Below are 24236 nucleotides of genomic sequence, written 5' to 3'. Positions count from 1 at the left end.
TGCCAAAAATCCTCTATTTATTTTACTTGTTCTTTTGTAAATGCAAATAAATTTTCATGTATGGGAAAAGCTTGTTACAATAGTAAAGAATAGCTTGGGTACAATTGATAATGAAATGGGGAAAGATATTAGATGAAAGCAACCGGAGTAACTAGAAAAATAGATGAATTAGGGCGTGTGGTAATTCCAAAGGAACTTAGAAATACGCTAGGTATGAAAGAAAAATCACCATTAGAGATCTTTGTATAAGGTGAAGACATTGTTTTACAGAGGTATCAGCCTGGTGGTGTTTGTGCGTTAACAGAAGAAGTGTCAAATCGTAACATAACATTAGCAAATGGTAAGATAGCATTAAGTCCAGAAGGTGCAGAATTATTAATAAAAGAAATAGAACAATACCTTGTAAAATAAGAAGCTCCTTTCAAGGGGCTTTTTTAGGTTTAACATTATAATTTCACGTACCGTAATAATTAATAAAAGATAAAACACCACACAAATAGTCTACATTTACTTTTATGTTGAATTAATTCGCTAAATGGATCATGTATTGTTTATTTTGCATAGATTTCTTGCGAAATATGTCCCTAAAGCAGTATTTCAATTTAAATGTGATACGATAGTTATATATTCGTTTTACTAGTAAAAGGAGATGAGTTTCGATGAAAAACCACAAAAAAGTAAATGGAAAAAATCCTTCAAACAAATAAAAAATGGTCACATCTCAAGTGAAAACAAAAAGAACATATTTCTAATTGGTTACGTAGAGAATATACACAGTTTTTAAAAACACATCATAGAAAACCTAGAAAGTATGAACATGATGAGATTCTTCATGAAGTGATGATTCAAATGCAGGAACGTGAAATTTGGATTCTTTATGGTGAAGTAAAAAGATATTATCTAAGCAAAATAGGAAAATGGTTTAGAAAAATAGAAAGTGAATGGGAATCACATATATCCAACAGTGAAAAGCAGCAAGTATGAGAAGAAAAGTAAATACAAACAAACCAGGGGGCGCATTTCATGTTTAATTTACAAGAAGATATGTATGAACAATTGAAAGAGAAAAAAGGGGAAGTTACTGTATTTTTAAAGAATGGCGTTCCAGTACGTGGGCAGATCCTTGCAACAGATAAATTTACTGTCTTAATGATGGTTCATGGTAAACAACAACTGGTATACAAACAAGCCATCTCTACAATCATTAAGTAATACCATAAAGTATTTAGCTCTACCTAGGCAAATTTTACGATCTATGCAATACCAATCTGTTAATATGTATAAATGTAAACAGGATATTAGGGGCACCATATAGTGAAAACGAGTTTTACAAAAGTATGAAAGTAGCAAACTAATATAAACAAGTTGTAATATTGCCATCAAATCAAAAAGAACATGTAGTAATTTCTACATGTTCTTTTTTTAATAAAAATGAAAGTAAACTTTTAGCCGTTTAGTTTACTTTCAAATCATTTATTTAATTAGGTTTATCACAACTTATTCATTTCCCTCAAAAATTCTTATAGAAGTATACCTGTGAACTACCCGCCACTTAACGTCCTAACGGACTGTTTGAAGTGGGGGCTTCTCGGTTAGTCGTTACTTTTGATAGCTAACGAATTCGTCTTAAGACAGCCGAGCTAACTCCCTTGTTCCAAAGGTTATTTTATTGCTATTTATGCTAACGCTAATAGGCGTATTGCTTCATTTTTGATATTGATAGCTGCGTTATAATCTCTATCGAGATTTACACCGCATATACAAGAATATATTCGTTCAGACAATGACATATTTTTTACATTCCCACAACTGCTACATGTTTTTGTGGAAGGAAACCATTTGTCTATTTTCATAAATTGTTTTCCTTGTTCGTATAGTTTATAAGCTAAAAAAGAAGTGAACATTCCCCAACTATTGTCAGCGACACTTTTTCCAAAATGAAGTGCTTGCGACATTCCTTTCATGTTTAGGTCTTCAATAGCTACAACATCAAAATGAGTAGCCAACTCTTTAGACTCATGATGAAGGTAATTCTTACGTTGGTTAGCTACTTTCTCATGTAACTTAGCTACACGAATACGTTGTTTATTCCAACGCTCAGAACCTTTATTTCGTCTTGCTAATACTCGTTGTGCCTTTGCTAATCGGTCCAACATGTTACGATAGAACTTAGGATAATTGGCTTTCTCACCCTCAGAACTAACATATAATCCATCCATCGCAAAGTCTAATCCAACAACTGTTTCTACTTCTTTTTGTACAATCTCTTTTTCGTATTCAGTCAAGATGGACACATAGTATTTACCAGTAGGTGTCATAGAAATCGTACATGACTTGATCATATAATCTTGTGGTATCTCTCTATGCTGTTTGATACGTACCATTTTCAGTTTTGGCAATTTGATATGACCATTAAGCAACATAATATTTCCGTTTACTACATTCGTTGTATAAGACTTTCTGTCTTTTTTACTTTTGAATGTTGGGAAGTCATTTTGACCACTAAAGAAATTCTTATAGGCAGTTTGCAAGTTTAGTTGAGCATTTGCCAAAGCTAATGAATCAACTTCTTTTAACCACTCAAATTCTGCTTTATATTTCGCAGGAGTTGGAAGCTTTAGTTTCTTTAGTTGTTGCTTATCATCTTTGTATTTTTCGTACGCTTCTTTCCGTTCAGCTAACATTCTGTTATACACGAAACGTACACAACCGAAGGTTTTACGCATAAGATATGCTTGTTCTTCTGTTGGATACAAACGGAATTTATATGCTTTATTATGCTTTGTCATATCATTTCACCTCACTTTTCACCTTGGTTTTCAATATATTTCTTTACTACATCTATTGGCGAACCACCAGTAGTTAGTAAGCAAAAACTTCTTGACCAAAACATCTCTTTCCAAAGTTTCTTTTTCACTTGTGGAAAGTCTCTCTTGATTAGTCGAGAACTTGCACTTTTATAAGCATTAATAAATTTTGTCATTTCTGTATTCGGATGTGCCTTGAACAAAATATGAACATGGTCTACATCATGATTCCACTCTACCAGTGTTATGTTGTAATTCTCGGATAACCTGATAAACATGTCTTTTGCATAATCTGACATATCATCATCAAACACATTTCTTCTGTATTTTACGACCAACACAAGATGATAATACAACGAGAATACTGAATGATTATTGCTATCTAATTTCATTGATATACCAACCCTTATACTTTATAAGACTGATTATATCAGAGGCAAAATAAAAAGCAAAGCCTTTTGGCTACGCCAAACCGAAATTCATCACCCACCTACCGCTGGGCTACGCCCTTCACGCGCTTGAGGAAGGAGAATTTTTTCGAGGAATTTGTTAAAAGTACTGGTATATCCGGGTTTAGGTGATTAGTTACAACTGCTTGGAAGTTTTTGTACCAAAACATAATGTATTAATATTTTGACATTTTTAAAGATTTTAATACGTTTTTAATAATAAACGTATTAAAATCCTTCTTTTTCTCATACATTCATTTGATTATTCTTCTTATCAAGTGAATTGAAATATGTTCATTATCTTATATAAATGAGTATATTTATGTTAAATTGTGTAAATATGTGTCAATAGATAATATGAATATATAAGTAATATCTATTACTTATATATTCATATTATAAGTATTTGGAAATATAGCGGGGGGATATTATGAAAAGGGGACAGCAACAAAAAACAAAAAATTTAGTGATGATAACTGCCACATTATCTATGTTTGCTACTGGAATAACGCCTTCATTAGAAGTCTTTGCGGAAGAACAAGCACAGCAAAAGAAAGTATCTACAACGTTACAGAATGAAAATTCTGTTAATGTGGAAAATCGAGTATTTGCAGTTCCAGGAAAAGGAGATGTCTCCCAACTTCAAAATATTGAAAGAAGGGAAAGAAATTTTAGTGCATACGAGCCAACAGGGTTATATGCTAAGCCAAATGAACAAATAACAATTCAGGTACAAGGAAATCAAAGTATACAAGCATATATTGGAACTTTCTCGTTCGATGCTTCTTGGAGGGAAGATTCCAAAATTAAATCATTTACTTTAAATCCAGGTACAAACACAATTCAATCTCCAAATGGAGGAATGATTTATTTTTATAATAAACAACAAGGTGGTACCATTCAAACAACAGTAATAACAGGCGGAACGGCTACTCCTCTCTTTGAACTTGGAAAGCATACGAAACAAGATTTAATAAATATGCTCAATCAATATCCAAATGCACATGCGGTGGAATTAAAAGGGGAGCGCGTATTGATTACTGCTAGCCCAGTTCGTGTTAAAAAATATTTGATAGACTCTAACACAGATCCTGTACAACTCTTAAAAAAAATGGATGAGGCTACTAGAATTCAAGATAAAATATCTGGATTATCTGAAGAACAAGTAGATAAACATTATCTGCATTATGTGGAGGATAACCATTCTCTGGATTATTATATGTATGCATATCCTCACAGAACTGCATATGTAGGAGATGCAATCCAACATGTATTAGACATTAATAAATTTACAAATGATGGATGGGGACCTTGGCATGAGGCAGGACATATGAGACAACAAACGCCTTGGAACTTTAAAAATATGACAGAGGTACAAGTCAATCTTTACAGCCTTGCTGTAGAAAAAGCATTTACATCTAATCAACCTTTTAGATTGCAACAAGAGGGCGCTTATACTAAGGCATTTCAATACTTAGAACAATCTAATAAAAATTATGATGACATTAGTGACCTTTTTGTTAAAGTTGTAATGCTTTGGCAATTACAACTAGCGTACGGAGAAGACTTCTATCCTAAGTTGCATCAGCTGTATAGAGACATGCCTTCAAATGAGATTCCACAAACTGATGAAACGAAAAAACAATTATTTATGATTTCAGCATCAAAGGCAGCAAAACAAAATTTAATTCCGTTTTTTGAGAAATGGGGATTACGCCCAAATAATGATACAATCCAAAAAGTAGCGGCACTAGGGTATCCAAATTTAACGGCTGAAATTTGGAAAAGTACAGATTCTAATCCGGTTAAACCGGATACACCGAATTTTTCGGATATTTTAGAAGGAAACCAGTTTGCATGGTCGATGAAAGGGATTGGTGATTTTGAATTTGTGAAAGTAAATTTAAATAAATCAACAGAAGAAATGCAAATTAATCTAAAAGCAGGTGTACCACATAACTACTTTGATAGTACATATGCAAGTATTAAAGTGCAAAACACATCAGGTAAAGTGTTATATAACAAAGAGATTTATGGAAATAAGCAACAAAATGCAGAGCAAGCAAAAGTTCCGGTAAAAGTAGGCAATTTTATTGAATTCACACATTTAGAAGGTGCGAACAGAGCTACTATTACAAATATGGAAAAAAACATTCAGGAAAGTTTTGGGAATAAAGCGGTCTATGAGATTACAAAAGAGGGATTGAAGAAAGTAGATAACATTGTTAATCCGAAACCAGATACAGAAGCTCCCACACAGCCACAAGGATTATATGCAAGTAACGTTACTTCTAACAGTGTAGAGCTAAAATGGAATTCTTCTACAGATAATGTAGGTGTAAAAGAATATCAGGTATTACGTGATGGACAACTAATTCAAACGGTACAAGGAACGACGTTTACTGATCAAAACTTAACAGCTAACAAGGAATATAAATATGCAGTGAAGGCTGTAGATGCAGCTGGAAATACATCAATTCAAAGTAACATTCTTCCGATAAAAACAAAAGATCAAAATGTATCTTATGAAAAATGGAATCCGAAGAAGGAATATACAAAGGGCGACAAAGTAGAACATCAAGGGAAGGTGTATGAGGCTGTTCAAAATCATCAAGGAAATGGTGACCCGAATTGGATATTTGCGTTATCTTTATGGAAACCACTTACAATCAATTAATATGTAAGAATCAGATGTGAATATAGAACATCATAGATTGGGTCAGTATTTTAAAGAATTACTGGATGTTACTTGAATTTTGATAGATTTCTCTACTAAGTTATTATTTAAAAATAAAAATTAGAAAAGGAAGTAGATTAGTGATTAGTCAGAAAACGAAAAAAAGATTTAATAAAGTTATTATAATTACCGCAGCATGTAGCATGTTTTCTATGTTTGGAACGTCTATTTCGCACACTAAAGCAGTAACACGTTCAGCTGCTCCTTCAGTTTATGTGAGTCCACAAAATACAGCTTCCTCAGATATTATTAGTATAGACTGGTCACCAGTTCAGACTGCACCTTATACGTATTGGGCTGTACACAACTGGAATGCAGGTGGTGAAGCTGGAGGATATGCTGGTTTTCAACAACAAAGTGGGTCTGATGAAAAAGGAAAGCGTACTTTACATTTTGCCTTATGGGATCCAATTGCCTCTAAAGAAGCAATAAAGGCCGAATACTTATCTCCGAATTCACAAGCTGGACTCTTTGGAGGAGAAGGAACAGGACTGAAGGTTCAAACAACTTATGGTTGGAAAGACCACAATTGGTACAGAATGACAATGCGTTCATGGCAAGAAAATGGTCATACTAAATTTGGACAATGGATGAAAGATGTAACAAAGAATAAATGGCATCTAATTGCAATTATGGACTTTCCGGTTGCTAATGTTGCATTTAATCATGGATTAGGAATGTTTCAAGAAGACTGGGCTGGTAATGGACAGGATGTTCGAGAAGCACGCCTAAAAAATGGTTATAGTCGAAAGTTATTAGATAAAAAATGGAATTCTTGGAATAATCAAAGTATTTCTGGACAGCATGATACTTCTTATCAATATGATGGAGGAGCGACTTCAGAATATGTATGGGTCAAAGCAGGAGGTAATACTCAATCTACCATTGGAACAGGAAAAATATTCACACTAAATCAACCTACTCAACCTGAAATAGGAAAACTAGATTTTGATATACAATCTATATATTATGAAAATGAAAAATTAAATGTATCCTGGAAACTAAAAGAAAATAGCACACCACAATTTAAAGGTAAAATTGAAATTTATAATGATGAAAATATGACAGGACAACCAATCGAGATAATTGATAATATTAAATCTTATCAAAGTGAGATTAGTCAATCTATACTATTATCTACAAATGCTTATGCAAAAATTATATTAACAGATTTATTTGACCAAACTGTTGAGAAAAAGGTACAAATCAAAAATGAATCTCCAAACATTTTAGAAGGTAACGAATTTGCATGGTCGCTAAAAGGGATTGGAGATTTTGAATTTGCGAAAGTAAATTTAAATAAATCAACAGAAGAAATGCAAATTGATTTAAAAGCAGGTGTACCACATAACTACTTTGATAGTACATATGCAAGTATTAAAGTGCAAAACACATCAGGTAAAGTAGTATATAACAAAGAGATTTATGGAAATAAGCAACAAAATGCTGAGCAAGCCAAAGTTCCGGTAAAAGTAGGCGATTTTATCGAATTCACACATTTAGAAGGAGCGAACCGAGCTACTATTACAAATATGGAAAAGAACATGCAGGAAAGTTTTGGTAATAAAGCAGTCTATGAGATTACAAAAGAGGGATTGAAGAAAGTAGATAGCATTGTTAATCCGAAACCAGATACAGAAGCTCCCACGCAGCCACAAGGATTATATGCAAGCAACGTTACTTCTAACAGTGTAGAACTAAAATGGAATCCTTCTACAGATAATGTAGGTGTAAAAGAATATCAGGTATTACGTGATGGACAACTAATTCAAACAATACAAGGTACGACGTTTATTGATCAAAATCTAACAGCTAATAAGGAATATAAATACGCAGTAAAGGCTGTAGATGCAGCTGGGAATACATCAAATCAAAGTAACATTCTTCTGATAAAAACAAAAGATCAAAATGTATCTTATGAAAAATGGGATCCGAGGAAGGCATATACAAAGGGCGACAAAGTAGAACATCAAGGGAAAGTGTATGAAGCTGTTCAAAATCATCAAGGAAATGGTGATCCGAATTGGATATTTGCCTTATCGTTATGGAAACCACTTACTTTGAATTTTTAAGTTGATGGGCGTGGGAATACCACGTTATAAAATGAAATTTGTTATGATTTCATCTGAGAATGAAATTCGATAAAGGTAAAATTAGTGAAAGTTATAGGGACTAAGGTGCATTCCACTATGTCAGCCAGTTGCGAAAGGTTAGGAAACTACCAAATTATATTCATGTTGGCTGTTTAATTCCTCATGCCTTTAAGTATGGAAATTATTTTATATAAACGAGAATCATGCAGCAGTCAAAGGTCAAAAACAAAAAAGGGGGAATTATTTTGAAAAGGATTTCATCTTTATTATTAACAATGCCGATTATTTTAGGAAGTATTGCTACGATTCCGCATACAAAGGTTTCAGCTGAAACAATGTCATTCAATCAAGAGACATTCACTTTAGAAACATTGGACCAACAGACGGATCAAGCAATTGCAAATGGTAATTTTGAAGCTCATTTGAATAATCTCACAGCATATTTGAATGGAAATGTTGGGGGTATGACTGAAGAGAACTTGAAAAAGAAGCTTGCAGACCCAGTATTTGCAGCAGCTTTGGCTCAGTGGCAATTCATATCACAAACAGGTGCTGCAACAATGGCTACATTTGCTAAAAAAGATGCTGACCATCAGAAATTTCTTGGCTGGGCTATGAAAAATACAGATGTGATGAATACCTATCTTGAAGGTGGTAGTCCAACTGGAAAAAATCCTGTAAATGCACTTGAGATATGGAATACAATCTGGAATGCGGATGCAAATTCTCACGAAGGATTGTATTTAAAATTAGCGATAGCTACATCGTTAGCTCATGCTGAACCTATAAAATATTGGACAAACAATCAACCTATTAATCCATTAACAAGGTACCAACATTATAAATCAGCAGATCAAAATAATGAGTTACTTCCTTGCTTTAGAACATATGATGTTTGGCATTTAAGATTAGTAGTGAATACTTGGTCACCAGAAGAAGATTTAACTTGGGCAAGAAATATGATTAATACGGAACATCCAGAACTTAAAAATCAAGATAAGGTAGGGGAAAGTGCATATTTGGTTAATTATGTAACCCATAACAAAGATGGAGTTAGCATTCACGCTGGAAATGATGCATTCTACGGTTTAGGTTGGAATCTTTCTTCCATTTACAGATTTGGCGGGGTATGCGGTAATATTTCGAAGTTTGGTACGCAAGTAAGTCAAGCATTTGGAGTGGCAGCTATGCCTGTTGGACAACCTGGACATTGTGCACTTATATGGAATAATAAGCCATCTTCTTGGAATTTAGGAAATGATATATCTGGATGGAGTGGATCGAGCCGTCATGATGCAACTGTTATTCCTTGGTCAGATAATAGCCCGACAAATCAAGTGCCGTATATGCTACTATTTGAAAATGCTGAACGTGACCCAGTAAAACTAGATCAATCAGAGCGATTACGCTGGTTAGCGAAAGCGATGACTTCAGCAGATAATAAAATTGAAATTTATAAAATATCCACCAATATTTTACCAATCAATTTTTTAGTATGGGAAGATTACGTTTCTCTTATGTTACAAAATCCAAATGTAACAGATGCTGAGTGGAGAGAATTAAATAACAGTATCATTTCTGCTTTTGCGAATGAACAGCGACCGTTGAAGGATCTTCTTACTCAAATAAAAAGCCATGTACCAAATGCAGATGATATCTTGGAAGGAAAACAGTTTTCATGGTCACTGAAAGGGATTGGAGATTTTGAATTCGCAAAAGTAAATTTAAATAAATCAACAGAAGAAATGCAAATTGATCTAAAAGCAGGTGTACCACACCATTACTTTGATAGCACATATGCAAGTATTAAAGTGCAAAACACATCAGGTAAAGTGGTCTATAACAAAGAAGTTTATGGGAATAAACAGCAAAATGCTGAATCAAAAACAGTCCCAGTAAAAGTGGGCGATTTTATTGAACTTACACACCTAGAAGGTGAAGAGAGAGCAACGTTAATAAATTTAGATAATAATAAGCACGAAAGCTTTGATAAAAAGGTAATGTATGAGGTTACAAAGGATGGCCTGAAGAAAGTAAATCAAATTGTTAATCCTAAGCCAGATACAGAGGCTCCAACACAGCCACAAGGATTATATGCAAGCAATGTTACTTCTAACAGTGTAGAGCTAAAATGGAATCCTTCTTCAGATAATGTAGGTGTAAAAGAATATCAGGTATTACGTGATGGACAATTGATTCAAACGGTACAAGGAACGACGTTTACTGATCAAAACCTAAAAGTTAGTAAGGAATATAAATATGCAGTGAAGGCTGTAGATGCAGCTGGAAATACATCAAATCAAAGTAACATTCTTCTGATAAAAACAAAAGATCAAAATGTATCTTATGAAAAATGGGATCCGAGGAAGGCATATACAAAGGGGGACAAAGTAGAGCATCAAGGGAAAGTGTATGAAGCTGTTCAAAATCATCAAGGAAATGGTGACCCAAATTGGATATTCGCTTTGGCATTATGGAAGCCACTAACATAGGGGTCTAATATATATTGAAACTACGCCAAAATGTTGATGGTAATTATGGGGTTTCCCTCATTCCCATTAAGCTAACATTTTGAAGTGCCTACAAAACGGAAATTACAGCCAATAAAATAAAGTGGTTTTCCAATGTTGGGTTCCGTGAATGTTACCTATTGAAAAAATGATTTATAGTAATAACATAGACATTTGACGAAAGGGCAACGAATGCATGGTTGCCCTTATTATTCTAAAAGTTCCTTTATAATTTCTTTTATATGCTTAGTGGGCTTATCAACATGGTTTAAATAATAATTTTCAGTTATGACAAGACCTGGTCCTACTATTGAACGAAGAAAAGGTGATATCTTTCCTGTGTAATTATTAATAGTTATGCATTCAGTATCTTCATTCATTAGAATGTTATATTTACATGTTATTTCTAATACAGGCTTTCCTTCATTATTTATCATTTTTCGAGAACTGATGGATTCAATAAGCGCATTACTTTGTTCGATTTAAAAACTATCTGTATTAGCCAAATCGTAGGAAATAATGAAAGCTATACCTATTGCGTTAATCATAGATTTCCTCCTTTAGTAGTTATGCTTACTAAAATATAATAATATATATTAAAAGTAAACAATATGAGAGCAAGTGATGTATGGTTACTCTTTTTTATACGAAATATGACATACCGTAATGGATTATATAATAACAATTTCAGACATAAAGATAATTGAGAAGCATACACTTATATAGAACGGTTGCAAATATAATTACCAATATTCTTTGCGAGAGAGCACTTAAGGAGAGTGCTCTTTTTCATTTTCACACTTTAAAAGAGACAAGCATATAGTATAAAACAAGTTATATTTCATCTAATCCCTTTTTTACCAAAGTACTCGTGGAAACGGGTGCTGTTACTATGTCACCTTTTGATAAGGACAAGTATAGGAACAACCCTGCGTTGTTCCTTATTCACTCATATCTAACTCCTTATCACATTAAGAGCATCCTTGTGTAGGGTGCTTTTTATCATGTAATAAAACACTTTTTACACCAAAAAAGAAAGGTTTGATACATATGATGGATACAATTAAAGGATTTGTATCGAAGAAAACAGGAAAAATGTTTGGTGCGAAATTAACATATGACTCCGAACAGAAGAGGATTACTTTTGTATATGAGAAAAAGAAATAATATCATAAAAATTTAAATTCTGTATATAAAATTAATAAGAAATATGATGTGATGAAAGTAACAAAATACCTCTAAATCTATCTTGCAAAAGGACACACCTACGCATACATATGCCATAGGTGTGTCCTTTTTTCGTTGTCTATAAATTCCTGAAAAAAGAGAGGGGGAAGGTATATTGTGTACGAATGAAATACCAACTACAAATGTATCTTTTGAGAATGTGGAGAGTCAGAAGCGTAATAAGGGGAATGAAATATCAGCATGTCCCAAATGTAAAAAGCAATCATTCAGGGATACGTTTAACGAACATCCAAAGTGGGTTCGATTTTGCTTGTGTTGTGATTATGAAGGAGTGAATCCAGCATATAGTCCATTTTTTTGATTAAGTAGCTTGTGGGAATTTAATGGGATAATCATTTTACGAAAAAAAGGCCCTGTTGTCTCCAACATAACCTTTTTTATTTTAGGAAATGGAGGGATCAAAATATACATAAAAACTTTCTCAATACACAGATTCTAATTAATTCCAATTATTATATTGTGAAAGTATGATTATCAAATTATACTAAGTCCTGAGAATATCATATTTTCTATATCGATTCAAAAGTAAGGAAGTCCCCTTAACACTTATAAAGCAAGTTCGCTCTGTTTACAGACAAGTAATCTCCAATAAGAAAATATATACTATACCAACTATTTATAGAAATCCCAAAAAGTTTTAATAAAGCATTTCGAATCAATTTATGGAGGAATCATAATGTCAAAAGCTTTTAATGAGTTAGATATTCAAAAATTAGATAAATATTCTCATGGTTTTTTACCTAATACTACACCATTACAATTACATCAACTTCCTAATTACTTATCGGAATTTGATATTTTAGCAAATCAATGTATACAGGAATTACATTATCTAGGTGCGCGAAATTTAGTGAAAGAGTTTTTTGCAAAGCATAAGAAACTTTTTGATGTAAATAATGTAAAATCATTAAATAACTATGAACTTAATAATCTAAGTACTCGATTAGCAATTATATTTCATAGTTTCAGATGGGATACTATTCCACCTAAATCCGGCGAATATGCTAGAAAAACACTAGATATTCCGGAATATTGCTTGGAATACTGGCAATATATTAATGAGAAACTTGGAATGCCACCAGTCGGTACTCTTCACAATTTAATGCTCTATAACTGGAAGGTCGATAACATTGGTTCTAATCAAATTTATAATATAGAAAATGTAATTAAAGGTGAAGGGTTACAACCGATATTCTGTTGGGCAACTGAAGAGCACAGAGAACATCATAAAAACTTTTCAATGACCATTGTTCGAATGGAAGCTATCGGTGCATCCATATTTCCAGTAATCAAGAATGTAATTTTAAGTGGACTCACAACAGAATCTATTACTATCCTACTGGATGAACTTCATAAGATAGTAATAAATATAACAAAAATGTTTGCAAGCACTTTGAAAAAGGGAAGTTTTAGCGGAGAAAGTTTTTTATCATCTATTCAACCATTCATGATTTGGGGCCTCGCTTCAAAATCCGGAAAGATACTAACAGGAGCAAGTGGTCCAATGTCCCCAATTGTTCACATTGTTGATGCTATACTACAGATTTCTGGTAAATCTTCTATGAGAATATTATTACAAGAATCTCGTATGTATATGACATATGAACAAAGAAGCATCATAGAGTTAATCGAAAAACTAGCTAAAGAAATACAACCTATAATAGTTACCAATGAAGAATTAATTAACAAATTTAATGTATGTATAGATACAGTAAAACGTTGGCGAATCATGCATAAATCGAGAGCTGTATTCACTTTATCTGAAAAAAACATTCCACAAAAGGAGTATCTTTCTACAGGAATGACTATAGAAGGAGAAGACCGATTACAGCAACTTCGTATCCAACTTGATGAAATCATAGAAGAGACTTCTACATCGCGCTTGTATCATTTATGATTGATACTATATTCTTATTCTTTTGAAATTGTAATATGTATAACTATCTATAATAAGGAGTGGGAGAAATGAATAGTCAGATTAAAAATAAAATAGAAGATATATCAGTTAATAATTTACTGAATATTGCAACTGGTTTTTGGGCTTCTAAAGCACTTGCATCAGCTGTAGAATTAGAGATTTTTAATATAATGCCCAAACAAGGTATAAATATAAAAGAAGTAACAAAGGAACTAGAAATTCAGATTCGTCCTGCCGAAATGTTATTAACTGCATGTACTGCTTTAGGTTTACTTACAAAGAAAGGAGAATTGTATTATAATTCCCCTTTATCAAATAAATTTTTAGTTAAAGGTGAACCTTATTACTTCGGTGGAGTTATAACTATGTTGGATAAAAGAGAATATATCCCCTGGAGTAGGCTCACAGAAGCTATTAAAACCGATCAGATGCAAGTATTAAAAGATGATTCTCTAGGGATTTTCGAGTCTATTTCTGTTAACCCTGAAGAACAGCGGATTTTTACAGAGGGTATGCATAGCTGGAGTATTCAAACAGGGAAAGAGCTTACTAAGGTTTTTGATTTCTCCCAAAATACGCAACTTCTTGATGTCGGTGGATGTTCTGGGGCATATTGTATAGAAGCAGTACAAAAATACCCTGATTTACATGCAGTAGTTTTCGATTTAGCACCTGCATTAAAAATTGCTAAAGAAAAAATTGAACAGGCAGAATTATCTCATCGAATTAAAACGCATACTGGAGATTTTTTTAAAGAGGAGTTACCTAAAGGATCAGATGTTATTCTTCTTTCAATGCTTCTTCAAAATTGGTCACCTGAGGAAAATCATGAGATTTTACAAAAATGTTATAATGTACTTCCTGAAGGTGGAAGTATTATTATAAGTGAACTAATGATTGATGATGATAAAACTGGACCTATATCCGCGGCTCTCATGTCATTAAATATGCTTATTGAAACAATAAAAGGCCGAAACTACAGTTGGTCAGAATATGAGGGTTGGTTAAAAAATATTGGATTTATAGATATCCAAAGAATTACATTTCATTCCCCAGGGGCTAATGGTATATTAGTCGCTCGAAAGCCCTAAAAACTCTTACTTCGAGATTGTAAAGGGAAAAGCTCAGTGATAAGTAGGAAATGAATTATTCTGCTCAACCTTTCGTAAGAAAGGTTTTTTTGTATACATATCGATTGATGATAACTTACATTTAATAATAATCAATGGATTTGGTATTAATAAGGAAATTATTTATTTGATTTTTCAGCTAATTTCTTCTGGGTTTTCTGTCACATGCCCGACAGTTTAAGAATTTTCACATCACCCGAGTGTAAAAAACGTTATTTTTTCTAAAAAGCTATATAGAATAAATAACGTTTTTTTATGAATCTTTCGATTCAAGATGAATTACAACTATTTTCTGAAAGAGAAGTAGCTATCCTCTGTATTTGGGTAAGTCAACGTACAGCGAGTGATTATCTCGTTCGATTATGTAGTCAATTGTAAGCAGCTACAATAACTCAGCTATATTAGGACGAATTCGTTAGCTATCAAAAGTAACGACTAACCGAGAAGCCCCCACTTCAAACAGTCCGTTAGGACGTTAAGTGGCGGGTAGTTCACTTGCCTCTTCTTCAGATTCTTTAAAACAAGCTGTGATTTCAGGTGAATGGTACTCTTTATATTCTTGAAAGAGTGTAGAAACAAAAGGATCTTGATGATATTCTGTACTAATATAATGAAGGACCTTTTGTATTCGAAGTAAAACATCTTTTTCCGCTTTATATAAGTTAAATAATTGTGAGCGTTTAAGCCGAATATAACGCATATAGCAGTCACGCAATGTAAAACCGCTTGATGCAGGCCAATCATCCAAAGTAACGCTGCAAGCAAATGGGTATGCGAAATGGTTTACGATCCCACAAGCGGCAGCGGGGAAAACGATGACCGTGGCTTTGCCATCGAAGAGTTCGTTCGCGGTGTATGATGAGAAGGGAGTATGTGTCAATTTTACCGTTGTGAGCGGCAATAACAAAGTAAAACTGCCGAAGAACGGAACGGTTGTATTTGCTGGCGCGCCGACCTCGGAATTTGCAATCACGTTGAACTAGCTACAATTCTAGATGGACTTCAACAAAACCAGTACGACACAGAAGAGGTGTTTTGCTGGTTTTGTTTGTATTTACGTATGATCTTTACGAAGAGGCTTTCCACGAATAATATCACGCTCAAACTCTGCAAGAACAGCTAGCATACCAGTTCTGGGCAATCATCTTTTGCCCCACTCATCTTCTCGGTGTAAATACGTTCGCAGCCGGCATTATGATGTACAAGCCCTATACGATGCAGGAATTATCCGAGGTATTTCGGCTACTAAGTTTAACCAACATGGCACACTCACACATCAACAGGCTGCACTTATGTTAGAACGAACACTAGAATATCTAGGTGTAGAAAAAGAGTCAAATACAGGGCCCTACCACATACCCATCAACCTAAGACTTTGAAATAACCCCCAAAACGAAAATTTTATATCCCTACAGTTATTTATGAAAGTTCAATTCATTTTTTCATTTTGGGGAACAACCAACTTCTTAAGTTGAGGGGCATGGGGTAGCACCGTACATCCATCAACTTAAGAAGAATAAACGCCACCAAAATAAAAAAAGTCCCAAATTTTTCTTGAAAATAAATTGGGGCTCTTGAACCAGAAAAGTATATTTTTAACTATGAAAACTACGATAGATTTTTCCTTTTTTCCTACTTGCTAAATTCAGCAAGTAAAATATTTTTAAAAGGATCAGGATTGTCAGCTTTTCCTAAACTGTTAAAATTGACAGCTAACGTATGCTTACCTCCAAGTGTACCTCCAGCAAAAGTACTAAACCCTGGAATGCCACCTGAGTGCCCCCATATCGAGACACCGTTTGGAAGCCTAGTTTCATAGATTCCAAGACCATATCCGACGATTTCAGCACTTCCTGTAGAAACTGTAGTAAGCATTTGTTTTAGTTGCTGTTCCTTCAGTAATTTACCACTGAGTAAGTAAGAGAAGAATTTGTTTAAGTCGTCAGCAGTAGAAATCATATCTCCAGCTGAGCTACCTATACTTGGATTATAATACGTAATGTCTTTTAGCTCACTTGCTCCGTCTGGTTGGAAATATCCACGGGCATGGTTGGTGCCTGGAATAACGCTTGAATTGCCAGGTAGAAATGTATTTGACAATTCAAGTGGTTCAATAATTCGATTTTCAATCTCTTCCGCATAGCTGTTTCCAGTTACTTTTTCGATAAGGATACCCAGTAATACGTATCCTGTGTTTGAATAAGACCAGCCCTTTCCTGGGGCAAAGTCTGGGGGCAGCGAAAGTCCCAACTTCACTAGATCTTCAGCAGTAAACGATTTATTTCTATTCTTAAAAAAATCAGCTTCTTTTGTCCTTGAGTATTCAGCGATACCACTTGTATGGTTCAATATCTGCCGGATAGTAATCTGTTTAGCATCATATCCGTTTCCTTGAATAACACCAGGCAACCATTTTTCGATGGAATCGTCTAGATTCAGGCGATTCTCTCCAGCTAATTGAAGTACAACCGTTGCGGTGAACGTCTTCGTTACGCTGGCAATACGAAAGCGAAAATCTGTTTTCATTGGTTTCTTGGTGCTCAGATTCGCTACCCCAGCGGCATAACCCCACGTTTTTCCACCCTCATAGGTTTTAACAAGTATCCCCGGGAATCCAAGATGCAATGTATCTCGCATTGCTTGTTTGACGGAATTACGATCTCGTTTAGTGCTTGTGTGTGACGAACTAGATACATTTTCAGTGGACTCTGCTGTTACAATTGATGTTGGTGTTGTGTATAACAGGGAACTCCCAGCTATTAAAATGGCAAGACTTGCACATGTAATTTGACTACGTGTTTTCATAAGGCATTCCTCTCCTCTATTCATATTGTATAGGTGGTTGCTTGCTGTTTCATACTAACCACACAGCTATCATCTTCACCGATTACAAAAGGTCAACATTGAATTTGTAATCATCTTCATAAGTATGATTTTATCAACGCCATTCTGCCCTAACAAACGGTAAATCTCTCTTTTTTCACATGTTTGTAAACCACAGAAATTACTTCTTTTCCTTGAAACACTTTTGTTACTAGTTTGTTTTTCATATATAAGTCATATCTGTTCCACCTTTCACGCCTCGTAATATTTTTATCCTATACAATGAAACTCTCTTTTTCCTTATCCATTCCTTACAAATTTCTTACGTTCAAAATAGATTCTATTTATTAATATTATTTAAAATCTGCGATACGATTTAATCTTGATTTAGTTGTTTTATAGAAATATATCTGGTTTTCAGAAGAAATAATTGGAATATTCATTGTTTTCTATATTAATTTTAGAAAATAATCCCATTAATAGGAGTGTTATGATTTAATTGTTAGTCAATATCTCACTTTTAGAGCGTTAGTGTCTTTGAGAAAGTCTAAGCAAGCTATTGATTTCATTACCATCACAAACGAACTGCAAAAAAAGAATAGGGTTGAAGAGGCGGGAGAAGTCTCTTATTCCACCCAATTAGTTTCTATCGTCCCTATTTAGTAAACTTAAGGAGCTCGTTTTTATGAAAATTACCGAATCAAAAAGTCTATGGGGAAATACAATTTATTTACAAGTTTTCTCTGCGTATTCACTGCTTATGCTCGGAGTATTTATTGACATGTTAGCCATTATGACCATTGTTAGTTTTGAATGGGAAGTAGACCCCACCATGATTGGATTAATTCCTGTTGCGTATGCACTTCCTGGGATTATATTTAGTTCATGGGCAGGCGTGATTGCTGATCGCTTTAGAAAAATTCCAATTATGATGTTTTGTAATCTAATGGTTGGTTTATTAACAATTGTTCTTTTATTTGTCCAAAATATTCATTGGCTTTTGTTAGCATTAATGGTTCGTTCCATTTTCACCGTTTTTTACTATCCTGCACAGCAAACACTAACACGACAGATTGTTTCTCCTGATCTGCTTACCAAAGCAGTAAGTATCAATGGGATAGTTGAGCAAGGAACCAAGATACTGGGCCCACTTATAGGAGGAATGTTACTGAGCTGGTTTCAGCCAGAGTTTTGTCTGATTATAAGGGCAATATGCTGTTTACTAGCTGCTTTGGTTCTGTTGCCCACAATAAGGTTACAGGAATCTCTGTCAAGAGAACATATAGAAAAGAAACAGCAAAGTACTTGGACTGCTTGGTTACAAGGCTGGGGTTATGTATTATCCAATCGGATGATATTATCAACCATGATTTTCTTTACAATAGCTATGGCAGTATTACAATTAGTAGACTCACAGTTCCCTACTTTATTTAAGAGCTTGTTCCCAAATGATAAGAGTAAAATGGGATACATCATTTCTATTATTGGTCTTGGGGGAATAATTGGCGCATTCTTAACTCAGAAATTAAAACATTTTCAATATGGTTGGATAATATGTGGAGGTATTGCTTTAATGGGAATTGGCTTTGGAGGAATCAGTCTGATAACTCTGATAAGTCCTGATGCATCCCTCATTTTTGCCTATCTGATCAGTTTTATAGCTGGTATTGGAAGTGGACTTATGTTTGTATCCAATCAAGTCATTCTACAAATAGAATCTCATCAAGAACAGGTCGGAAGAGTATTTGGGATTCAAAGCAGTTTAGCAAATGCAGCCCTCATTATTTCTCCTGCTATGAGCGGTCCACTGGTTCACTTTTTCGGAGTAATTGAACTCTATTTTTATGTGGGTATTGGGCTCATCATCATTGCAGTAATTGGGGTTGCACTACAGAAATATTTATGGGTTACACATAAACAAGAACCTGTAAGAGTAAATAATTTTTGAAGGGAAGATTTTTTATGGCCAATGAGGAATGTTATCCGTTAAGTCATCCACAGAGGAGAATATGGTATACAGAAGTTATTCATTCCGGTAAAGGGATATGTAATTTAAGGTTTTTGTTTAAACTTCATAGAAAAATGGATTATTCAAAATTAAATCGAGTTGTGAATCGTGTTATTAGTGAAAATGATGGTCTTTGCATCAGATTAAAAGAAAATGGGCATCAGGAACCTGAACAATATTTTATTAAACATGAAGAACAAGAATTTGAGTTTTTCGATTTCAGTTCCGTGGAGGATTCAGATTTGCTTGAGGAATGGATTGAGCAGAAAACAAAAGAAACGTTTACATTATTTAATTCAGATTTATACTATTTCGCTTTAATAAAATTAAACGATAATGAATGTGCAGTTTTTGGGAATGTTCATCATATTATCATGGATGGTTTATCAATCCAAATATTTACCAGTCAGATTGCAAAATATTATTATGAGATACATAACGAGACTGAGGAAGGCGAAATTAGAAATTCATATGTTCAATTTCTGGCCAATGAACAAACATACTTGAATAGTATTCGCTTTCAAAAAGATCAAAAATTCTGGTTAGAGGAATTTAAAACAATTCCATCTGTGACGGGATTGAAGCCTTATAATACGTACCAAGTTAGTACCAAAGCATCACGTGAAACGTTTATATTATCGGAGCATTTGAAGAAAAAGATAGAGTTATTTTCTGAAGATTATAAATTAAGTGTATATTCTCTTTTTGTTGCTGCTTTCTCATTGTCTATGTATCGGTGGACCTCATCGCTTGATATTGCATTAGGAATGGCTTATGGCAATCGTATGACTAAAATGGAACGGGAATTAATTGGAATGATGGTGAGTACGGTTCCTCTAAGAATGGATATGGATCCAGAGGAAGAAGTACTTTCATTTATTGGTAGGGTGTCCAGAAAACAAAGTAAATCATTACGACATCAGAAATACCCATTTGATTTGTTATTAAAGCAGATTAATAAAGAGAATAACAGCAATGTTAGGCTTTTCGGAACTACGATTGATTATAGAGATCGTGATGAAAGTGGTGACTCACTTTGGATTCCAAATGGTGAAGAAATGCAAGATTTTGCAGTACATATTGAGAATTTGACTGATATAGACTCTTTACAAGTACATATTGACTATCGTAAAGAGCTATTTTCTAAAGAAGAGATAAACCGCTTTTTTAAAACCATGTTAGCAATAATAGAAAATACATTTAAAAACCCAAAGCAAAAGGTTTCTGAGATTGAAATTATTTCAGAAGAAGATAAAAGAAAAAGTTTAGTAGAGTTCAACAATCCTAAGCTTGATTTTCCACCTCAAGTAACTATTCATGAATTGTTCGAACAGCAAGCGATGATTTATCCAAATTCTATTGCAGTTACGTATGAAAAAGGAAAAATTACTTATAGGGAGCTAAATGAACGTGCAAATCAGTTAGCTCATTATCTGCAGAAAAAAGGAGTAGGACCTGATACTTTAGTTGGGTTGTGTGTTGAACGTTCTCTAGAAATGATTGTAGGTATTTTAGGGATTTTGAAGGCTGGTGGAGCCTATGTTCCACTTGATCCAACATATCCAGAGCAGCGACTTCAATATATTTTAGAGGATGCTGGCATTCAGTTATTCGTAACGCAAGAAAGTTTAAAAGAATTGAAATGGTTACCAGAAAATATTAAATCGATTTGCCTGGATCGTGATAGAGATGAGATTGGGCAAGAAAGTAAGACCTTACCGTTTTCTGATGTAAGTTCTCAAAACCTAGCTTACGTAATCTATACTTCGGGATCAACAGGGAATCCAAAGGGCGTTATGATAGAGCATCACAATGTCATTCGTTTATTTAAATCGACGGACTGTTGGTATCAGTTTAATGAAAAAGACACTTGGACGCTTTTTCATTCTTATGCATTTGATTTCTCAGTATGGGAAATTTGGGGAGCATTATTATATGGTGGGAAATTAGTTGTTGTTCCGTACTGGATTAGTCGATCGCCCAAAGATTTCTATCAACTGTTAGTAAAGGAAGAAGTCACAGTTCTAAATCAAACACCTTCCGCATTTCGACAGTTAATACAGGTGTGTGAACAAGAAGATGAGAATAAAAGCTTGCAGCTGCGTTATGTGATATTTGGTGGAGAAGCGTTAGAACCTATTAGCTTGTTACCGTGGTTTCAAAGGTATGGGGAGAAAAAACCGCAGCTAATTAATATGTATGGAATTACAGAAACTACCGTTCATGTTACATATTATCCAATTACTCAAGATGATGTGCAGCATGCTTCAAGAAGTAATATCGGAAAGCGGATTCCAGATTTAGAAGTGTATATACTAGACGCTTATCAACAACCTGTACCTATAGGTGTAGATGGTGAGATTTATATTGGCGGGGCAGGGCTTGCACGTGGGTATTTAAATCGACCTGAATTAACTGCAGAGCGCTTTATACCTCATCCATTTAGTAGTGATCCGAAAGCAAGATTATATCGGACAGGAGACTTAGCAAGGTATTTGCCAGATGGGAATCTGGATTATCGTGGAAGAATTGATTATCAGGTCAAAATACGTGGTTTCCGAATTGAGATTGGGGAGATTGAGTCTACTTTAAATGCATATGCATCTATAAAAGAGGCTGTTGTAATTGTTAGAGAAGATCAACCGGGTGACAAACGATTAGTAGCATATGTTGTAGGAGATGGAAATGTAGGTGCGTGGCGAGAGTATCTTAAAGCGAAACTACCGAGCTATATGGTCCCTTCGAGATTTGTGACGATGGAAGCCATTCCACTAACAGCTAACGGTAAAGTTGATCGTGAGGTCTTACCTATGCCGGAGGAAGAGCAGACTAACAGTGAAGCTGTTGCCCCTCGGAATAGTAACGAAAAGATACTGGCTACCATCTGGAAGCAAGTATTAGGTGTTAAAAAGGTAGGAATCCATGATAATTTCTTTGAAATTGGTGGCGACTCGATTCTCAGTATTCAAATCATATCTCAAGCAAGTCAAGAGGGATTAAAACTTACTCCAAAGCAAATGTTTGAATGCCCAACCATTGCCGAGTTGGCACAAGTGGCTATAGAAACTCAGGGAGTACAAGCGGAGCAGGGAATTGTGACAGGAGAAGTGCCCCTTACTCCAATTCAGTACTGGTTCTTCGAGCAAGAACATTCACGTCCGGAGCATTGGAATCAATCGATGCTTTTAAGAGTAAAAGAGAGATTGGACGTGAAGTTACTAGAAGGAGCGATCTTAAACTTACTAAAACATCATGATGCTTTACGTTTCCGGTACGAACAGTTACCAAATGGAACGTGGAGGCAGAGAAATGAAGGGACTGATGAGCATTCTGTACTTCATGTGGTAAAACGGAACAAAGCTAATGAACAAGCGTGGAATAAAGTAATACAAGAAGAGATGAACATTACTCAAACTAGTTTCAATTTAGTTACAGGTCCGTTAATGAGAGTAGTTTACTTTGAGGACACCTTGTCTGGAAATGATCGAATATTCTGGGTGATTCATCATTTAGTAGTAGATGGAGTATCGTGGAGAATTCTATTGGAAGATTTACAGGCGGTATATAACCAGATGAAACAAGGTCAAGGAGTTCGCCTACCTGCGAAAAGTACATCTTTTAAAGAGTGGTCGGAACGCCTGCAGGCATACAGTGATTCGGGTATTTCAAAAGAAGTACAAGATTATTGGAATGAACGGGTAGAAAAAGAAACGATGAAAATTCCAATGGACTATCCAATGCAAGAAACAACAGAAGAATCGATTGATCAAGTGACGAGGACTTTAGGAGTAGAAGAAACACATGCATTGTTACAAGAAGTTCCAGTGACTCATAAGACAAGGATTAATGAGGTACTATTGGCGGCATTAGGACAAGCTATCGTCGATTTTACAAATCAGCAAACGGTTTCTATTCATCTAGAAGGACACGGGAGAGAAGAGATGGTTGAAGGTATTGATCTATCACGGACAGTGGGCTGGTTCACGAGTATTTATCCTGTTCATCTGAATTTTCAAGGAACTAAAACACCTATTGAAGGATTAAAGGCTGTAAAAGATCAATTGCGTCAAATTCCGAATCGCGGAGTTGATTATGGTATTTTACGTTACTTGAAAAAAGAATTACTTCCGTTTTATCAGCAAAAGCCTTCAATAAGCTTTAACTATTTGGGCCAATTTGATCAAGTGTTTTCAAAAGAATCTTTGTTTATGCAAGAGACAGGGTTTACATTTTTAGATCATGCTCCAGATTCCAAGCCATCTCATCTAATTGAGGTTATCGGTATGGTAAAAGATGAGAAGTTACATTTTGTTTGGATATATAGTAGAGAACAGTTTTCTAGATTAAAAATTCAAGCGATAGCAGATGGTATGTTGAGGCATCTTCTTCAACTTATTAATAAACCAACAACAGAGTCAGCTTTTACAGTATCAGATTTTGCTGATGCTGAGGATCTTACGGAAGAAAGCTTGAGCAAAGTATTACTTAAATTAACAAAGAAGAGGGTGTAAAG

The 24236-nt window shown here is 34.6% G+C and carries 13 protein-coding genes and 4 pseudogenes; 13 read left to right on the top strand and 4 right to left on the bottom strand.

Features of this window, described 5'->3' with window-relative positions; genetic code table 11:
* Positions 1-132: 132 nt before the first annotated feature.
* The 3 genes and pseudogenes from ABH959_RS26855 (at position 133) to hfq (ending at position 1212) form a co-directional block, all read left to right on the top strand.
* Positions 133-411, top strand: a pseudogene (locus tag ABH959_RS26855) (AbrB/MazE/SpoVT family DNA-binding domain-containing protein).
* A gap of 248 nt (positions 412-659) precedes the next feature.
* A pseudogene (locus ABH959_RS26850) lies at positions 660-984 on the top strand (transposase).
* 39 nt (positions 985-1023) lie between these two features.
* The gene (hfq, locus tag ABH959_RS26845; RefSeq protein WP_002203963.1) at positions 1024-1212 is read left to right on the top strand and encodes an RNA chaperone Hfq; all 189 of its coding nucleotides are present in this window, start codon (positions 1024-1026) and stop codon (positions 1210-1212) included.
* A gap of 464 nt (positions 1213-1676) precedes the next feature.
* Here the strand turns inward: hfq and ABH959_RS26840 are convergent, their stop codons facing one another.
* The gene (locus tag ABH959_RS26840; protein WP_404493389.1) at positions 1677-2789 is read right to left on the bottom strand and encodes an RNA-guided endonuclease TnpB family protein; all 1113 of its coding nucleotides are present in this window, start codon (positions 2787-2789) and stop codon (positions 1677-1679) included.
* A gap of 11 nt (positions 2790-2800) precedes the next feature.
* Positions 2801-3199 carry an IS200/IS605 family transposase gene (gene tnpA / locus ABH959_RS26835; protein ID WP_354656534.1) on the bottom strand — a complete coding sequence of 133 codons (399 nt, stop codon included), beginning with the start codon at positions 3197-3199 and terminating at the stop codon, positions 2801-2803.
* Between the two features lie 487 nt (positions 3200-3686).
* Here tnpA and ABH959_RS26830 point away from each other — a divergent pair, with 487 nt between their 5' ends.
* The 6 genes from ABH959_RS26830 to ABH959_RS26805 all read left to right on the top strand — a co-directional run bounded on the left by ABH959_RS26830 (position 3687) and on the right by ABH959_RS26805 (position 14853).
* Positions 3687-5933 (top strand): M60 family metallopeptidase, encoded by a 2247-nt coding sequence (locus tag ABH959_RS26830; RefSeq protein WP_404493388.1) that lies wholly within the window; start codon positions 3687-3689, stop codon positions 5931-5933.
* A 140-nt stretch (positions 5934-6073) separates the two neighbouring features.
* Positions 6074-8065: a DUF3472 domain-containing protein gene (locus tag ABH959_RS26825; protein ID WP_404493387.1), complete on the top strand. Its 1992-nt coding sequence runs from the start codon at positions 6074-6076 to the stop codon at positions 8063-8065.
* 266 nt (positions 8066-8331) lie between these two features.
* Positions 8332-10578: a putative mucin/carbohydrate-binding domain-containing protein gene (locus tag ABH959_RS26820; RefSeq protein ID WP_113937208.1), complete on the top strand. Its 2247-nt coding sequence runs from the start codon at positions 8332-8334 to the stop codon at positions 10576-10578.
* Between the two features lie 1068 nt (positions 10579-11646).
* Entirely contained in the window at positions 11647-11763 is a 117-nt protein-coding gene (locus ABH959_RS26815) for a DNA topoisomerase I (protein WP_002203966.1), read from the top strand.
* A gap of 757 nt (positions 11764-12520) precedes the next feature.
* Positions 12521-13741 (top strand): PrnB family protein, encoded by a 1221-nt coding sequence (locus ABH959_RS26810; protein ID WP_016097103.1) that lies wholly within the window; start codon positions 12521-12523, stop codon positions 13739-13741.
* A 68-nt stretch (positions 13742-13809) separates the two neighbouring features.
* A complete protein-coding gene (locus ABH959_RS26805) occupies positions 13810-14853 on the top strand; it encodes a methyltransferase (RefSeq protein ID WP_113937209.1) in 1044 nt (347 codons plus the stop codon).
* Between the two features lie 526 nt (positions 14854-15379).
* On the opposite strand, the pseudogene ABH959_RS26800 reads toward ABH959_RS26805, so the two are convergent.
* A pseudogene (locus ABH959_RS26800) lies at positions 15380-15607 on the bottom strand (TetR/AcrR family transcriptional regulator); the annotation flags it as partial.
* Here ABH959_RS26800 and ABH959_RS26795 point away from each other — a divergent pair.
* Positions 15606-15875: pseudogene (locus tag ABH959_RS26795) on the top strand (serine hydrolase); the annotation flags it as partial. The pseudogenes ABH959_RS26800 and ABH959_RS26795 overlap by 2 nt on opposite strands.
* A 649-nt stretch (positions 15876-16524) precedes the next feature.
* On the opposite strand, the gene ABH959_RS26790 reads toward ABH959_RS26795, so the two are convergent.
* Positions 16525-17697, bottom strand: coding sequence for a serine hydrolase domain-containing protein (locus ABH959_RS26790; protein ID WP_113937210.1), 1173 nt, complete (start codon positions 17695-17697; stop codon positions 16525-16527).
* Between the two features lie 549 nt (positions 17698-18246).
* Between ABH959_RS26790 and ABH959_RS26785 the strand changes: the two genes are divergently transcribed.
* From ABH959_RS26785 to ABH959_RS26775, 3 genes are read left to right on the top strand one after another with little or no spacing between them, the layout of a single operon-like run.
* Entirely contained in the window at positions 18247-18378 is a 132-nt protein-coding gene (locus ABH959_RS26785) for a DnaB-like helicase N-terminal domain-containing protein (protein WP_003192741.1), read from the top strand.
* Positions 18379-18400: 22 nt separating this feature from the next.
* The gene (locus ABH959_RS26780; RefSeq protein ID WP_002069669.1) at positions 18401-19663 is read left to right on the top strand and encodes an MFS transporter; all 1263 of its coding nucleotides are present in this window, start codon (positions 18401-18403) and stop codon (positions 19661-19663) included.
* A 14-nt stretch (positions 19664-19677) separates the two neighbouring features.
* Positions 19678-24234 (top strand): amino acid adenylation domain-containing protein, encoded by a 4557-nt coding sequence (locus tag ABH959_RS26775; RefSeq protein ID WP_404493385.1) that lies wholly within the window; start codon positions 19678-19680, stop codon positions 24232-24234.
* Positions 24235-24236: the final 2 nt, after the last annotated feature.

Origin of the sequence: Bacillus sp. RC51 (assembly GCF_044908115.1) — a bacterium.
Taxonomy (GTDB): Bacteria; Bacillota; Bacilli; order Bacillales; family Bacillaceae_G; genus Bacillus_A; species Bacillus_A mycoides.
The sequence above is the reverse complement of the archived record's forward strand: the minus strand, read 5'-3'. Positions and strand labels throughout refer to the sequence as shown.